The organism is Delftia tsuruhatensis, from assembly GCF_903815225.1.
GTDB lineage: Bacteria > Pseudomonadota > Gammaproteobacteria > Burkholderiales > Burkholderiaceae_C > Comamonas > Comamonas tsuruhatensis_A.
The window spans coordinates 384,005-399,555 of record NZ_LR813084.1; the positions used below are offsets into that span (position 1 = coordinate 384,005).

The window sequence follows — 15,551 nt, forward strand, 5'->3', positions numbered from 1 at the left end:
ATGCCGTCCGGCCGCTAGACTGGCGGCATGCAGACATCCCATCTTCCTTCCGAGCCCTGCGCCGCCACCGGCTGGGGCTGTGCCTGCGCCCCCTGGCGCGCGCGTCGCGGCTTCCTGCTGGCGGGCAGCGCGGCGGCGCTGGGGCTGGCGACGGCGCCGGTGGCCGCACAGGTCGACGTGGGTGGGTCCTCCAGCCTGCGCAAGCTGGTGCCTGCCGAGACGCTGGAGGGCGCGGCCACCGACCAGTACCAGCAACTGCTGGCCAAGGCCCGTGCCCAGGGCGCGCTGGCTGGCGAGGGCAACCCGCAGCTGCAGCGCCTGCGCGCCATTGCCAGGAGGCTGATCCCGTACACCGCGCAATGGAATCCCCGTGCGAATTCCTGGCGCTGGGAGGTCAACCTGATCGGCAGCAAGGAGATCAATGCCTTTTGCATGCCGGGTGGCAAGATCGCCTTCTACACGGGCATCATCGACCAGCTGCAGCTGACCGACGACGAGATCGCCATGATCATGGGCCACGAGATGGCCCATGCGCTGCGCGAGCACTCGCGCGAGCAGCTGGCCAAGAACCAGGCCACCAGCATCGGCATCTCGCTGGGCGCCCAATTGCTGGGCCTGGGCGACCTGGGCAATGCGGCGGCCCGCCTGGGCGGCCAGCTGCTGTCGCTCAAGTTCAGCCGGGGCGACGAGAGCGAGGCCGACCTCGTGGGCCTGGAACTGGCCGCGCGTGCGGGCTACAACCCCCAGGCCTCGGTGTCGCTGTGGCGCAAGATGGGCCAGGCCACGGGCGACCGGGGCGGCCTGGCCTTCCTGTCCACCCACCCCGCCGGCCCGGACCGCATCCGCGAGCTGGAGCGCAACATCCCGCGAGTCGAAGGCCTGTACCAGGCCGCCCGGCGCGGGTAGGCGCCGCTGCCCTCAGGCGGCGGCTTTTTGCCTGGGCTGGTAGCCCATCACCGCCTTGACTTCCAGGTACTCCTTGAAGCCGTGCTCGCCCCATTCCCGGCCCGTGCCCGACTGCTTGTAGCCGCCAAACGGCGCGCCGAAGTCCGGCCCCGCACCATTGAGGTGGACCATGCCCGTGCGCAGGCGCGAGGCCACGCGGCGCGCGCGCTCCAGGCTGCCGGACTGCACGTAGCCGGACAGGCCGTAGGGCGTGTCGTTGGCCTGGGCGATGGCCTCCTCCTCCGTGTCGTAGGGCAGGATGACCAGCACGGGGCCGAAGATTTCCTCGCGCGCAATGGTCATGTCGTTGCGCACGTCGGCGAACACCGTGGGCCGCACGAAGTAGCCGCGCGCAAGGCCCTCGGGGCGGCCCGGTCCACCGGCCACCAGAGTGGCGCCTTCGGCGATGCCTGCCTCGATCAGGCCCTGGATCTTGCGGAACTGCGCCTCGCTGACCACGGGGCCCATGTGCATGGCGCCGGTGTCGGCCATCGCATCGTCCACCTTCACGCCTTCGGCAGCGGCCTTGGCCGCGGCCACGGCACGCGCATGCAGTGCGCGCGGCACGAACATGCGCGTGGGCGCGTTGCAGCTCTGGCCCGAATTGGTGAAGCAGGCGTTCACGCCCTGGACCACGGCCTTCTCGATGTCGGCATCGTCCAGCACGATGTTGGCCGACTTGCCGCCCAGCTCCTGCGTCACGCGCTTGACGGTGTCGGCCGCGGCCTTGGCCACGGCGATGCCCGCGCGTGTGGAGCCCGTGAAGGTCATCATGTCGATGCCCGGGTGCACGGACATGGCCTCGCCCACCGAGGGGCCGTCGCCGTTGACCAGGTTGAACACGCCGGCCGGCACGCCCGCCTCATGCAGCACCTCGGCCACCAGGATGGCATTCAGCGGCGCGATCTCCGAGGGCTTGAGCACCATGGTGCAGCCCGCCGCCAGGGCGGGGGCCACCTTGCACATGATCTGGTTGATGGGCCAGTTCCAGGGCGTGATCATGCCCACCACGCCCACGGCTTCATGGACGATGCCGGTGGTGCCGCGCAGGCTCTCGAACTCGAAGTCCCTGAGGACCTGGATCGTCTGCTTCAGGTGCCCCGCGCCCACCGTGGCCTGGGCCGCGCGCGACAGCCACAGCGGCGCGCCCATCTCCAGCGAGATGGTCTGCGCGATCTCGTCGATGCGGCGCATGTAGACCGCCAGCACCTTCTCCAGCAGGGCCAGCCGCTGGTCGCGCGTGGTCTGCGAGAAGCCGTCGAAGGCCCGGCGCGCGGCCGCCACGGCGGCGTCGACATCGGCGGCCGAGCCCATGCTGATGCGCGCCACGGCCTGTTCGGTGGAGGGGTTGATCACCTCCAGCGTGCGCGGCACGGCCGGGGGAACCCATTGGCCGTCGATGTAGAACTGCAGGTGCTCTTGGGTGCTCATGAAGCTGTCTCCGTGTCTCGTTGTCATGGGATGGAAGGGGAGTCGAAGGTGACGCGCTGGTTCACGCGGTAGTGGGGCCAGTAGTCGGCCACAGCATAGTGCTGTGTGCTGCGGTTGTCCCAGATGGCGATGCCGCCCGCGTCCCATTGATGATGCACCATGAACTCCGGTTTCTTCAGCCAGTCCAGCAGGAAGGCCAGCACGCCGCGTGCCTCATGGCGGTCCACGCCCGTGATGTGGCGTGTGAAGTCGGCGTTGACGAAGATGCATTTGCGCCCCGAGTCGGGGTTGACGCGCACCACGGGATGGGTCACCGGCTTGAACTGGCGCAGCGCCTCGAACAGCGCCTCCTCGCCCTTCCTGCCCAGGTATTCCCGGAAGCCCGATTCCTCCCAGGTATGCACCGCCTGCAGGCCTTCCAGGTACTGCTGCATGCCCGGCGACAGCCAGTCGTAGGCCTTGCTGGTGCTGGTCCAGCAGGTGTTGCCGCCGGCCGGCGGCGTGGTCACGATCTGGATCACGGTGCCCAGCGGCGGCTGCAGCTTCCAGCTGATGTCGGTGTGCCAGTTGTCGATGGCCGGCGGGCGGTCCTTGTCGGAGACGATCATTTCCACGTCGGGCATGCCGCTCTTGCGCTCGAAGTACGAGCCCTTGGACAGCGGGCCGAACACCCGGGCCAGCGCCACATGCTGCTCGGCCGTGATGGCCTGGGGCCGGAAGAAGATGACCTCGAAGTCGTACAGGGCCTGGCGCAGTTCGGCCTGCACCTCGGGGGACAGCGGCCGGGTCAGGTCCACGCCCTCGATCCAGGCCGCGAAGTTGGGCATGCGCGGCACGGGGCGGATGTGGTGGTAGCGGGCGTCGATGTCGATCAGCTGCATGGGGGCGGCATTGGCCATGGGGAACTCCTTGAAGGAACGGGGTGGGTGGAGGGAAAGGGCAGGGGATGGGATGGCGTTCACTGCCAGTGCAGCAGCCGCCTCTCGGCCCATGACATGAAGCGCACCATGCCCACGCCCAACAGGGCCAGCACCAGCAGCAGCGCCATGACGCCATTGATGTCGAAGGTGGAGCCCAGGTAGGCCAGGGTCTGGCCCAGGCCCTTTTCGCTGGCGATGATCTCGGTGCCCACCACGCCCAGCAGGGCATAGATCAATCCCAGGCGCAGGCCCGAGAAGATCACCGGGACGGCGCCTGGCAGCGTGACCTCGAAGAAGGTGGTGGCGGCGCTGGCACCCAGCGTGCGGCACAGCGTGACGTGGTCCTGGCTGACGCCCCGCATGCCTGCCACCGTGGCCGACAGCACGATGAAGAAGGTCAGCGAGCAGCCTACCGCGATCTTGCTGCCCAGGCCCAGGCCGAACCACAGGATGAACAGCGGCGCCAGCGCAATGCGCGGCATCACGTTCAGCGCGCTGAAGTAGGGCTCGGCAAAGCGCTCGATGGCCGGCCAGCGCACGAACAGCAGCCCCGTGGCGAAGGCGGCCACGCTGCCCAGCACGAAGGAGCCGGCCACGGCCGCCAGCGTCCACCCCAGGTCGCTCCAGAAGCGCGCCGCGCCCAGGTGGTTCCACAGAGAGGCGGCCACGCCGCTGGGCTGTCCGAAGAAGGTGGGGTCCAGCCAGCGGCGCGCGGCGGCCAGCTCGGCCAGCCCCAGCAGGGCGGTGATGAACAGCGCATGCAGCGCCAGCCATTGCAGACGGTCCAGACGGTCAGCCTTCATGGTGCACCCATCCCGATTCGAGCTGCGACCACAGGGCCGCATAGAGTTCATGGAAGCGCGGCGACTTCTGCAGCGCGCGGATGGAGCGCGGGCGCGGCAGGTCGATGGGCAGGTCGGCGATGATGCGGCCCGGCCGCGAGGACATCACCACCACGCGGTCGGCGACGGCCACGGCCTCGGCCAGGTCGTGGGTCACGAACAGCACGCTGTGGCGGTGCTGCTGGCACAGGCGCAGCAGCAGGTCCTGCAGCTGCAGCTTGGTCTGCGCGTCCAGGGCGCCGAAGGGCTCGTCCATCAGCAGCAGCGGCGCGTCCATCGCGAAGGTGCGTGCCAGGGCCGTGCGCTGGCGCATGCCGTGGGACAGGGCCTTGGGCAGGGCCTGGGCATGGTCGGCCAGGCCGACCTCGTGCAGCAGCTGCAGCGCGCGCCGCGTGCTGTCCGCCGTGGAGGTGCCGCGCACGCGGGCGCCGAAGGCGGCGTTCTCCAGCGCCGTGCACCAGGGCAGCAGGCTGTCGCGCGCCAGCATGTAGCCGACCTGGGGGTTGCCGATGCGCGGCACCTCGCCCAGCACGCGCAGCGCGCCCGCGCCGGTGTGCGCCACCAGGCCCGCGCACAGGTTCAGCAGCGTGGTCTTGCCACAGCCGCTGGGGCCGACCAGGGCGATGAACTCGCCTTGCGCCGCCTGCAGGCAGATGTCGGAGAGCACGGGCGTGGTGCCGTCGAAACTCAGTTGCAGCCCGTCGATGGCAATGGCGGGCGCCTGGGAGGTTGTCTGCATGGCGCCGTTCCTCACTGCGCCAGCAGGGGCGCGGTGTCGATCAGCCGGCCGATCTGCCCGGTGCGCTGCATATAGCCGGCCGCATGCTGCAAGGCCTTGGGATCGACGGGAAAGCGCATGCCCGCCAGCGCATTGCGCAGCGCCACCTCCAGGATGCGGTCGCCGTCCGGCACGTTGATCCTGAAGCTGTCCTTCGCCACCTGGAGCAGGGCCGGGAACTGTGCCGGGTCCTGGGCGAAGTCGGCCGCCTCCTGCATCGCGCGCCTGAAGCCGTCCACGGCCCGGGCATTGCCGCGCAGGAAGTCGGCGCGCACCACCTGCAGCACGCCGGCGCCGTGGGTGTCCACCACGTCGGACGGGCCCTGGCCCCGGCGCGGGTCCAGCACCACGCGGCAGGCCTGGGTCACCTCGCAAAAGCCGTCCATGGGCGAGAACAGCATCAGGCCATCCACCTGCTTTTGCGCGATCGCCGGAAAGGCCGTGTTGGGCGACCCCACGGCGACGATGGTGACGTCGCCGGCCTGCATGCCCGCGCCCTGCAGCAGGCTCACCAGCTGGAACTCCGCCGCGCTGCCGCGTGCCGTCACGCCGATGCGGCGGCCCTTGAAGTCCTGCATCAGCGCCGGATAGCCCTGGGCCGCGCGCGGCGTGGGCAGGTGGGCCGAGGCCATGAGGAAGAAGGTCGGGCTGCGCGCGCCACTGCCGATCACCTTGAGGTCGGCGCCCTTGCCCACGGCCTGCAGCAGCACCTCGGGCGGCGTGAAGGCCACCTCGATGTCGCCGGCCAGCAGGGTCTGCAGCGCCAGCGGCGCCTGGGGGATGGTGCGCAGCTCGCAGCGCAGGCCGTGCTTCTCGCACAGGCCTTGCGCATGGGCCACGCGCACCAGGAAATTGCCGATGCCGGGGTAGTCCTGGATGCGCAGCGTGGGAGTCTGGGCCTGGGCCGCCAGGGGCGGCAGCAGGGCGAGGGCGATGGCGATCAGCAGTCTTCGGATCATGGGATGGCTCCGTGCGGGTTGGGTATGCCGCGATTACAGGGACGGGGCTGGGCAGCAATTGCCGCGAAAGGGACAATGGCCGGGTGAACACCAAGCTCGCTTCCCCCAGCCCCTCGCCTGCGCAACAGCGCAGCGAGCGCTACCGCGTGGACCTGCTGGCCGAGCTGCCACCGGCTTCGGCGCGCGGCCTGCGGGCCCTGGGCTTTCCGCGCCGCTACCGCGATGGCCAGCTGGTGCAAAAGCGCGGCGACACGGCCGACCATGCGCTGGTCCTGCTGTCAGGGCGTTTGCGGGTGCTGGGCTATACCGAGGGCGGCACCGAGCGCATGACGCGCTGGCTGGAGGCCGGGGAGATCACCGGCATCAGCTCGGTGCTGGGCGGCGCGCCCGTGCCCGTGGACCTGGTGGCCGATGGCGACACCGAAGTGCTGGTGCTGCCGCGCCAGCCGCTGCTGGACTTCCTGGAAAGCGACGCCCGCGCCTGCCTGGCGATCGCGCGCCTGCTGAGCCTGCGCGTGAACGGGCTGCTGGACGTGGTCTTCATCGGCGCGGAGGACACGCTGCAGGCAAGGGTCTGGGCCAGCCTGCAGGTGCTGGCGGCCGAGAACGGCCAGCCTCTGCCGGGCGGCCGCACCCTGCTGCGCCTGTCGCAAAGCGATCTGTCGCATGTGGTCGGCGCCTCGCGCCAGCGCGTGAACGAGGAACTGCGCAAGCTGCAGATCGCCGGCCGGGTCCGGCTGGGGTATCGGTGGATCGAGGTGATGGAGTGACGCGCTGGCGTCAGTGCCGGATGGAGGCCTGGATCAGCAGCTCGGCAATGTCGGCAGGGCCGCTGTCCTGCGGGTCCTCGTCCTCGGGCAGGTTCGTGGGGGACTGCGCACCGCTGCCCTTCCAGTGCCGTGTCACCGGCAGGCCCGCCCCTTCGGGCTGCTTGAGCAGGCCGTGCAGCAGCAGGGCGTAGAACTCGGCGAAGGCCTCCTCCAGCGTCAGCCCCGTGCGGGCCAGAAAGCGCGTGCGGCGGATGCGCAGCGCGCCGCCCATGAGGATTTCCGCGACCAGGGCCGCATGCCGGGGGTTGAACACGCCCTGGGCCACGCCTTGCTCCACCAGCCGCGCCAGGCCCTGGCCGCGCCGGGCCTGGTAGGCATCGAACAGGCGCCTTCCTGCGCGTGAGGCGTCGAGGTCGCGCAGAAAGGGCACGCCCAGCAGGGCCGAGGCGCGCACGCCGATGTCCAGGTAGCGCGTGATGGCCGCGACGGCATCGCCATCGACCACGGTGACGGCATCGCTGGCCTCCAGCAGGGAGTCGAGGTAGCGGCGCGCGACCGACAGGAACAGCTCCTCCTTGGTCTCGGCCAGGGCGTACAGGCGGCTGCGCGAGCAGTGCAGCCGGCGCGCGATCTCGCCCACGGTCAGGTCGGCGATGCCTTCCTGGCGCAGCAGGTCGAACAGTTCCTGCTGAAAGTCATCCTGGTTGCGGCGTGCGCTCATGGGGTGGGTTCCCGGGATTTTCCCGAATTGGTACTAAATCTATTGACGCAGTACTAGTACATGCGTCCAATGGTACTGAAGCAAACCACATGGTACCGAAATGACGCACGGCACTTCATCTTCCCGTCCCCGTCCAGGCCGCCGCCTGGAGGCGCATGTCGGTGCCGTGGTGCTCATGGCGCTGGTGCTGATCACGCTGGCCAATGTGCTGGTGCGCTACTTCACGGACCAGTCCTTTGCCTGGACGGAGGAGATCTCGGTCTTCCTGCTCGTGGTGCTGACGCTGGCCGGGGCCGCCGTGGCGGCGGGGCGCGACGACCACATCCGCATCGGCTTCTTCTACGAGCGCGCCGGCCCGGCCGGGCGCCGGGCCCTGGCCTGGCTGACGGCCCTGGCCACGGTGCTGATGTTCGCGCTGCTGGCCGTGCTGATGGCGCGCAGCGGATGGCAGGAGTACCTGTTCGAGGAAACCACCACGGGCCTGGGCGTGCCACGCTGGTGGTACACGGCCTGGCTGCCCGTGCTGGCGCTGCTGGTGGCGGTGCGGGCCTGGCGGGCGGCGCGTGCGGACCGGGCGGGTGCGGATCGGGAGGATGCCCGATGACCGGCGCGCTGCTGATCCTGGGCTTTGTGCTGCTCATGCTGGCCGGCGTGCCCATCGCCGTCGCCATGGGCCTGAGCGGCACGGCCGTGGTGGTGGCGACGGGGCTGGACATGCCCTGGTTCGGGCTGTTCACGGTGCAGCAGAACTTCGACGCCGGCATCGGCAAGTACCCGCTGCTGGCCCTGCCGATGTTCGTGCTGGTGGGCGCGGCCTTCGATCGCTCGGGCGTGGCGCGGCGCATGGTGGACTTCGCCACGGCCGTGCTGGGCCGGGGGCCGGGCATGCTGCCCATCGTGGTCATCGTGGTGGCCATGGTGCTGGGCGGCATCTCGGGCTCGGGGGCGGCCCTGGCGGCGGCCATCGGCAGCGTGATGGCCGGGGCCATGGCGCAGGCCGGCTACCCGCGCGCCTTCTCGGCCACGGTGATCGGCTCGGCCACGGCCACCGACATCCTGATCCCGCCCTCCCTGGCCTTCGTGATCTACAGCATCCTCGTGCCCGGGGTCTCGCTGCCGCAGCTGTTTGCCGCCGGCATGGTGCCGGGCCTGCTGGCCGGCGTGGCGCTGATCGTGCCGGCCTGGTGGCTGTCGCGCCGCCAGGGCTTCGGCCGGGCCGGGCAGCCGCTGCCGCGTCCGCCGTTCTGGCGCAGCCTGCGCGAGGCCAGCTGGGGCCTGGTCACGCCCGTGCTGATCCTGGGCGGCATGCGCGCGGGCTGGTTCACGCCGACCGAGGCAGCGGTCGTCGCGGCGGTCTATGTGCTGGGCATCGGCCTGCTGGTGCACCGCACCATCGTCTGGCGCGACCTGTACGACATCTTTGCCGATGCCGCCGTGGTATCGGCCGTCATCCTGGTGATCCTGGGGCTGGCCGGCGTGTTCGCCTACTGCATACAGACGCTGGGCATCGTCGATCCCGTCGTCGCCTGGTTCGCCGCCAGCGGCTGGAGCAGCCTCGTGACCCTGGCGGTCGTGCTGCTGGTGCTCAAGCTGGTGGGCATGTTCCTGGACGGCGTGTCGGTGTTCATGGTGTTCCTGCCGCTGCTGGTGCCGCTGATCCAGCTCTTCGGCTGGGACCCGGTCTGGTTCGGCGTGCTGGTGACCATGGTCATCGCGCTGGGGCAGTTCACGCCGCCGCTGGCCGTGAACCTGCTCGTGGCCTGCCGCATCTGCCAGGTGCCGGTGGAGCAGACCCTGCCCTGGGTGGGCTGGTTCTTCCTGAGTTTCGCGCTGGCCATCGCCGCCGTGCTGGCCTGGCCCGCGCTGGCGCTGTGGCTGCCCCGGGTCGCCGGCTACTGAAGCGGCCAATCCACGGCCTTTGTGCCATCACCACCAGAAGAGGAGACACGCCATGATCCAACGCCGCCAGCTGCTGCACGCCGGTGCCGCCGCAGCCACCACGCTGTCCCTACCGGCCCTGTCCCAGGGAAAGTACCGGCCCGAATACCGCCTGTCCCTGGTCGTGGGGCCGGGCACCCACTGGCATTACGCGGCCGAGCGCTTCGCCACGCTGGCGCGCGAGCGCACGCAGGGCCGCATCCACTTCAAGCTGTATCCGGGCTCCTCCCTGGTGCAGGGGCAGCAGGACCGGGAGCTGACGGCCCTGCGCCAGGGCGTCATCGACGTGCTCGTGGGCACGACGGTGAACTGGTCGGGCACGGTCCGGGACTTTGCGCTGTTCAACCTGCCGGGGCTGCTGCCCAGCGACCGCGCGGTGGATGCCGTGCTGGCGTCCGAGGCGCTGAACAAGGACTTCTACGACATCATCCGCCGCGCGGGCATGGAGCCGCTGGCCAGCGGCGAGTACGGCCCCATACAGCTGATCAACGCCAGGCGCCGGCTGGCCGTGCCGGGCGACGTCAAGGGCCTGAAGATCCGCGTCGTGGCCACGCCCATGCAGCAGCAGGTGATGAGCGCCATGCACGCCAATCCGACCACCATGACCTTTGCCGATGCGCAGCCGGCGCTGGCCTCGGGCGCCATCGACGGGCTGACGCTGACCCTGGAGCAGTTCGTGGCCTACAAGCTGCAAAGCCTGGGCCAAAAGCACATCACCTACTGGAACCAGTCCAACGAGCTGATCCATTTCCTGGTGGCCAACCCGGTCTGGAAGACCTGGAGCGCCGAGGACCAGCAGCTGGTGCGCGAGGCCGCCCGCGACGCGGCCCGCGAACTCACGCAGCGCGTGCGCCAGACCGTGGCCAGCCACGAGCAGCTCGTGGCCGGGCAGGGCGTGGACATCCACAAGCCCGAGGCACGCGAGCAGGCCCTGTGGAACGGCGCCACGCGCGAGGTCTACCAGCGCTGGAAGCAGCAGATCAATGCACCGCTGGTCAGCCGTTTCGAGCAGGTCATCGCCGAAGCCGGCAGGGCCTGAGGCATTGCATTCTTCGATGGGAGACCGAGCATGAATGATGTGGTGGTGGCCGGCGTCGGCATGACGCCTTTTCGCAAGCCCGGGGACCATGCGCCCTATGCGCAGATGGCGGCCCAGGCGGTGCGCGCGGCCCTGGCCGACGCGGGCCTGGCCTATGGCCAGGTGCAGGAGGCCTTCGCGGGCCATGTCTATGGCGACTCGACCTGCGGGCAGGCCGCGCTCTACGAGGTGGGCATGAGCGGCATCCCCGTGGTCAACGTCAACAACAACTGCTCCACCGGTTCCACGGCGCTGTACCTGGCGCGCCGGGCCGTGGCCTCGGGCATGGCCGATTGCGTGCTGGCGCTGGGCTTCGAGCAGATGGCGCCCGGCGCGCTGGGCTCGCACTGGCCGGACCGGCCTTCGCCCCTGGCGCGTTTCGACGACACGACCACGGCGCTGGCGGGCGACAGCGAACTGCCCATGGCGATCCGCTACTTCGCCGGGGCCGGTGCCGAGCACATGCGTCGCTACGGCACGCCGCTGGAGACCTTTGCCAAGGTGCGCGCCAAGGCCAGCCGGCATGCCGCGCGCAACCCGCTGGCGCTGCTGCGCCGCGAAATCTCGGTGCAGGAGGTGCTGGACAGCCCGGCCATCGCCCAGGGGGTGATGACCCGCCTCATGGCCTGCCCGCCCACCTGCGGGGCCGCGGCTGCCGTGCTGGTCAGCGAGGCCTTTGCGCGACGCCACGGCATCGACGCCCGCGTGCGCGTGCTCGCCCAGGCCATGGCCACGGACCGCGCATCGACCTTCGAATCGGGCTCCATGCTGGAGCTGGTGGGCCTGGGCATGTCGCGCGAGGCGGCGCAGGCGGTCTACCGCGAGGCTGGCGTGGGGCCGCAGGACATCGATGTCTGCGAGCTGCACGACTGCTTTGCGCAGAACGAGCTGATCAGCTACGAGGCGCTGGGTTTTTGCGAGAGCGGCGGCGCGCAGCGCTTCGTGGACGCGGGCGACAACACCTATGGCGGCGCCGTGGTGGTCAATCCCTCGGGCGGGCTGCTGTCCAAGGGCCATCCGCTGGGCGCCACGGGGCTGGCGCAGTGCTTCGAGCTGACCCGGCAGCTGCGCGGCCAGGCCGAACAGCGCCAGGTCGAGGGTGCGCGGCTGGCGCTGCAGCACAACATCGGCATCGGCGGGGCGGCCGTGGTCACCCTCTACGGCCTGCACGATGGAGGTGCGCGCGCATGACCCATGCCCTTGCACTCGAACGTGGCCTGGCGCTGGGCCGCGAGGCGCCCTGCCTGGTCCAGGGGCCGCGCTGCTGGTCCTATGCCGACGTGGACCGCCTCAGCGCCCGCGTGGCCCGCAGGCTGCTGGCCGCCGGCCTGGGGCCGGGGCGCCAGGCCTCGGTGCTCAGCCGCAACGACGCCGAGGCCTTCATCTGCGTGTTCGGCATCTCGCGCGCAGGCATGGCCTGGGTGCCGGCCAACCCCCGGCTCAACGAGGACGACAACGCCTACCTGCTGGAGCACATGGACTGCGCGCTGCTGATCTTCCACAGCGAGCTGGCGGACATGGCGCGGGCGCTGCGCGCCCGGCTGCCGGGGCTGCGCCACTGGATCTGCCTGGACCGCGCGCTGGACGGCTTCGAATCGCTGGCGCAGTGGCTGGAGGGCGTGGACGATGCCCCGGTGCAGGCCCTCTATGACGCCGAGGCCATCGCCATCATCGCGCCCACGGGTGGAACCACCGGCCGCTCCAAGGGCGTGCAGCTGACGCAGCGCAACGTGGGTGCCTTCATGGCCGCCCACCTGGCCAGCCTGCACTACCCGCACACCGAGCGGCCCGTGAACCTGGCGGCCGCGCCACTGACCCATGCGGCGGGCTTCGCGGCCCTGCCCACCATCGCGCGCGGCGGCCAGGTGGTGGTGCTGCAGGCGCCCGAGCCGCTGGCCGTGCTCGACGCCATCGAGGCCCACCGCGTGACGGAGCTGTTCCTGCCCCCCACCGTCATCTACCGGCTGCTGGCCACGCCCGGCGTGCGCGGGCGCGACTACGCCAGCCTGCGCTACTTCATCTATGCGGCGGCGCCCATGGCCGTGGAAAAACTCAAGGAGGCGCTGCAGGTCTTCGGGCCCTGCATGACCCAGGTCTTCGGCCAGGCCGAGGCGCCCATGATGTGCAGCTTCCTGGCGCCGGGCGAGCATGTGCAGGACGGCCTGCCGGCCGATGACGAACTGCTGTCCAGCTGCGGCCACCCGACGCCCATGGTGCAGGTGCGCATCCTGGGCGAGGACAACCGCCCCGTGCCCCATGGCGAGCGCGGCGAGATCTGCGTGCGCGGCGACCTGGTCACGCCCGGCTACTACAGGCAGCCCGAGGCCACGGCCGCCACCATCGTCGATGGCTGGCTGCACACGGGCGACGTGGGCTTCATCGATGCGCGCGGGCGGCTGCACATCTGCGACCGCAAGAAGGACATGATCATCTCGGGCGGCTTCAACATCTATCCGCAGGAGATCGAGCAGGTGCTGTGGTCCCATCCGGGCGTGGAGGATTGCGCCGTCATCGGCGTGCCCGACGACGATTGGGGCGAGGCCGTCAAGGCCGTGGTCGAGCTCAAGCCCGGCGGCCAGGCCACGCCGGCCGAGCTGATCGCGCTGTGCAAGTCGCGGCTGGGCTCGCTCAAGTCGCCCAAGACCGTGGACTTCGTGGCGCAGCTGCCGCGCAGCCCCAACGGCAAGGTGCTCAAGCGGGACCTGCGCGAGCGCTACTGGCAGGGGGGTGCGCGCGCGATCTGAGGGGCGGTGGGCTCAGGTCCCGCCCACGTAGGGGTTGCTCTTGCGCTCGCGGCCGAAGCTGCTTTCGGGGCCGTGGCCGGGGATGAACACGGTCTGGTCGCCCATGGGCCACAGGCGCTGGACGATGCTGTCGATCAGCTGCTGGTGGTTGCCTTGGGGGAAGTCCGTGCGGCCGATGCTGCCCGCGAACAGCACGTCGCCCACGAAGGCGCGGTCTATCTGCGGCGCGTGGAACACCACGTGGCCGGGCGTGTGGCCGGGGCAGTGGCGCACCTGCAGCGTCTCCTGGCCGATGCGGACGGTGTCGCCGTCGTGCAGCCAGCGCGTGGGCGTGAACGGGTCCGAGTGCGGGAAGCCGAACATGGCACCCTGCTGGGGCAGGGCATCGATCCAGAACTGGTCGCCCGGATGCGGGCCGATGATGGGCAACTGCTGCGCATCGGCCAGCTCCCGCGTGCCGCCCGCATGGTCGATATGGGCATGGGTGAGCCAGATGGCCTTGAGCGACAGGCCCAGGCGCTCGACTTCCCAGCCGATCTGTTCCAGGTCGCCGCCCGGGTCGATGACGGCGGCGTCCAGGGTCTGGTCGCACCAGACCAGCGAACAGTTCTGCTGGAAGGCGGTGACGGGAATGGTGTGGTACTGGAGCATGGGCGGCGTGGGATTCTTCTGGCGAAAGCGCCCATTATTCCCGGTCCTTGCGCTGCCGGTTGCGCACAGCCGCACCGCTTACGCAGTCAGGTGGTGGGTTGGCCGCATTGACCGCAGAAGCGGGCGCCTGCCGGATGGCTGGCGTTGCAGCTCCTGCAGGCCTGCGGCAGCACCGCGCTGCCGCACTGCGGGCAAAAGCGCGAGTTGGCGGCAATCGATGCATGGCAGTTGGGGCAGATCGCCGCCACGGCCGCAGCCCTATAGGAGCCGCCCCGATGGTGGCCGCCGCGCGGGTGATGTCCGAACAGTTTTTCCAAGAGTCCCATGGTGCATTCCTTCGCGCTGCGCGGCGGCGCCGCTGCAGTCGTTCAAAGGTGCATTGGGACACGGCCGGCGCCCGCCGTGCCGTGGATGGCGATCATTTAATGTGCATGTCATCTCACAGCAATCCATGGGCGGTGTGACGGGCAGGCGACAGCGCCACGGGCAGACCCCGTGGCTGCCGTCAGGCGGCCGTGTTACAAGCTAGCCGTGCCGCCGAGCCAGCCTGCCCCTGATGCAGGCGCGCAAGGATTTTTTCGAGGATGGGCCGGGCCGCCGCCTGCGCAACGGGACACAGCGCAGGGCGGGTACCGGCATCACGCGAGGGAGAACCGGTATGTTGATTGGCGTGCCTGCCGAGACCATGGCAGGAGAAACCCGGGTGGCTGCGACCCCCGAGACCGTCAAGAAGCTGCGCGCGCAAGGCCATGTGGTGCGCGTGCAGGCGGGGGCGGGAGTGGCGGCCAGCGTGCCCGATGCCTTGTACGAGGCAGCGGGTGCGGAGATCGTCGATGTGGCTGGTGCCCTGGGCGCCGACCTGGTGCTCAAGGTCCGCATCCCTTCGGAGGACGAGTTGCCGGGCATCCGCAAGGGCGCGACGCTGGTCGGCATGCTGGACCCGTTCCAGCCCGCAGGCCTGCAGCGCCTGGCCGATGCGGGCATCACGGCCTATGCGCTGGAGGCCGCGCCGCGCACCACCCGTGCCCAGAGCATGGACGTGCTGTCCAGCCAGGCCAATATCGCGGGCTACAAGGCGGTGATGATCGCGGCCAACCAGTACCAGCGCTTCTTTCCCATGCTGATGACGGCGGCCGGTACGGTCAAGGCCGCGCGCGTGGTGATCCTGGGCGTGGGCGTGGCGGGCCTGCAGGCGATCGCCACGGCCAAGCGCCTGGGCGCGGTGATCGAGGCCAGCGACGTGCGGCCCAGCGTGCGCGAGCAGGTCGAGTCGCTGGGCGCGAAGTTCATCGATGTGCCTTATGAGACGGCCGAGGAAAAGGAGGCCGCCGAAGGCGTGGGCGGCTATGCGCGCCCCATGCCGCAGAGCTGGCTGGACCGGCAAAAGACCGAGGTCGCCAAGCGCGTGGCCCAGGCCGACGTGGTCATCACCACGGCGCTGATCCCGGGGCGCCCGGCGCCCGTGCTGGTCACGGCCGAGATGGTGCAGGCCATGAAGCCCGGCGCGGTCATCGTCGATCTTGCGGCCGAGCGTGGCGGCAACTGCCCGCTGACCCAGGCCGGCATGACCGTGGTCACGCATGGCGTGACCATCGTCGGCCTGACCAACCTGGCGGCGCTGGTGGCGGCCGATGCCTCGGCCCTGTATGCGCGCAACGTGCTCGACTTTCTCAAGCTCATCATCAACAAGGATGGCGCCCTGCATGTGGACATGGAGGACGACATCGTGGCCGCGTGCCTGATGGCCCACGAAGGCCAGCTGCGGAGGAAATGA

16 protein-coding genes are annotated in these 15,551 nt (G+C 70.2%); 8 read left to right on the top strand and 8 right to left on the bottom strand.

All coding sequences use genetic code 11. The features are described 5' to 3' along the window. The first annotated feature begins 27 nt into the window (after positions 1–27). On the top strand, positions 28–906 hold the full coding sequence (locus L1Z78_RS01720; protein WP_234639861.1) for a M48 family metallopeptidase: 879 nt from the start codon (positions 28–30) through the stop codon (positions 904–906). Positions 907–918: 12 nt separating this feature from the next. On the opposite strand, the gene L1Z78_RS01725 is transcribed toward L1Z78_RS01720, so the two are convergent. From L1Z78_RS01725 to L1Z78_RS01745, 5 genes are read right to left on the bottom strand one after another with little or no spacing between them, the layout of a single operon-like run. Further along, a complete protein-coding gene (locus tag L1Z78_RS01725) occupies positions 919–2,376 on the bottom strand; it encodes an aldehyde dehydrogenase family protein (RefSeq protein WP_234639862.1) in 1,458 nt (485 codons plus the stop codon). Between the two features lie 23 nt (positions 2,377–2,399). Continuing rightward, entirely contained in the window at positions 2,400–3,275 is an 876-nt protein-coding gene (locus L1Z78_RS01730; protein WP_234639863.1) for a TauD/TfdA dioxygenase family protein, read from the bottom strand. 59 nt (positions 3,276–3,334) lie between these two features. Then, complete coding sequence (locus tag L1Z78_RS01735) at positions 3,335–4,099, bottom strand: ABC transporter permease (RefSeq protein ID WP_234639864.1); 765 nt, start codon at positions 4,097–4,099, stop codon at positions 3,335–3,337. Beyond that, positions 4,089–4,877: an ABC transporter ATP-binding protein gene (locus tag L1Z78_RS01740; RefSeq protein ID WP_234639865.1), complete on the bottom strand. Its 789-nt coding sequence runs from the start codon at positions 4,875–4,877 to the stop codon at positions 4,089–4,091. The genes L1Z78_RS01735 and L1Z78_RS01740 overlap by 11 nt, the downstream gene beginning before the upstream one ends. A gap of 11 nt (positions 4,878–4,888) precedes the next feature. After that, positions 4,889–5,875 (bottom strand): ABC transporter substrate-binding protein, encoded by a 987-nt coding sequence (locus L1Z78_RS01745; RefSeq protein ID WP_234639866.1) that lies wholly within the window; start codon positions 5,873–5,875, stop codon positions 4,889–4,891. Positions 5,876–5,958: 83 nt separating this feature from the next. Between L1Z78_RS01745 and L1Z78_RS01750 the strand changes: the two genes are divergently transcribed. Next, complete coding sequence (locus L1Z78_RS01750) at positions 5,959–6,645, top strand: Crp/Fnr family transcriptional regulator (protein ID WP_234639867.1); 687 nt, start codon at positions 5,959–5,961, stop codon at positions 6,643–6,645. A gap of 10 nt (positions 6,646–6,655) precedes the next feature. Here the strand turns inward: L1Z78_RS01750 and L1Z78_RS01755 are convergent, their stop codons facing one another. Then, positions 6,656–7,366 carry a TetR/AcrR family transcriptional regulator gene (locus L1Z78_RS01755; RefSeq protein ID WP_234639868.1) on the bottom strand — a complete coding sequence of 237 codons (711 nt, stop codon included), beginning with the start codon at positions 7,364–7,366 and terminating at the stop codon, positions 6,656–6,658. Between the two features lie 100 nt (positions 7,367–7,466). Between L1Z78_RS01755 and L1Z78_RS01760 the strand changes: the two genes are divergently transcribed. Genes L1Z78_RS01760 through L1Z78_RS01780 form a run of 5 tightly spaced genes read left to right on the top strand, consistent with a single transcriptional unit; the run spans position 7,467 to position 13,126 of the window. Continuing rightward, positions 7,467–7,970, top strand: coding sequence for a TRAP transporter small permease (locus L1Z78_RS01760; protein ID WP_234639869.1), 504 nt, complete (start codon positions 7,467–7,469; stop codon positions 7,968–7,970). Further along, positions 7,967–9,265, top strand: coding sequence for a TRAP transporter large permease (locus L1Z78_RS01765; protein ID WP_234639870.1), 1,299 nt, complete (start codon positions 7,967–7,969; stop codon positions 9,263–9,265). The genes L1Z78_RS01760 and L1Z78_RS01765 overlap by 4 nt, the downstream gene beginning before the upstream one ends. A gap of 52 nt (positions 9,266–9,317) precedes the next feature. Further along, entirely contained in the window at positions 9,318–10,343 is a 1,026-nt protein-coding gene (gene dctP / locus L1Z78_RS01770; RefSeq protein ID WP_234639871.1) for a TRAP transporter substrate-binding protein DctP, read from the top strand. 30 nt (positions 10,344–10,373) lie between these two features. Further along, positions 10,374–11,573: a lipid-transfer protein gene (locus tag L1Z78_RS01775; RefSeq protein ID WP_234639872.1), complete on the top strand. Its 1,200-nt coding sequence runs from the start codon at positions 10,374–10,376 to the stop codon at positions 11,571–11,573. Continuing rightward, the gene (locus L1Z78_RS01780) at positions 11,570–13,126 is read left to right on the top strand and encodes an AMP-binding protein (RefSeq protein ID WP_234639873.1); all 1,557 of its coding nucleotides are present in this window, start codon (positions 11,570–11,572) and stop codon (positions 13,124–13,126) included. The genes L1Z78_RS01775 and L1Z78_RS01780 overlap by 4 nt, the downstream gene beginning before the upstream one ends. Positions 13,127–13,138: 12 nt before the next feature. On the opposite strand, the gene L1Z78_RS01785 is transcribed toward L1Z78_RS01780, so the two are convergent. Next, the gene (locus L1Z78_RS01785; RefSeq protein ID WP_234639874.1) at positions 13,139–13,777 is read right to left on the bottom strand and encodes an MBL fold metallo-hydrolase; all 639 of its coding nucleotides are present in this window, start codon (positions 13,775–13,777) and stop codon (positions 13,139–13,141) included. A gap of 86 nt (positions 13,778–13,863) precedes the next feature. Continuing rightward, positions 13,864–14,103: a zinc ribbon domain-containing protein gene (locus L1Z78_RS01790; RefSeq protein WP_234639875.1), complete on the bottom strand. Its 240-nt coding sequence runs from the start codon at positions 14,101–14,103 to the stop codon at positions 13,864–13,866. Positions 14,104–14,435: 332 nt separating this feature from the next. Between L1Z78_RS01790 and L1Z78_RS01795 the strand changes: the two genes are divergently transcribed. After that, a complete protein-coding gene (locus L1Z78_RS01795) occupies positions 14,436–15,551 on the top strand; it encodes a Re/Si-specific NAD(P)(+) transhydrogenase subunit alpha (protein ID WP_234639876.1) in 1,116 nt (371 codons plus the stop codon).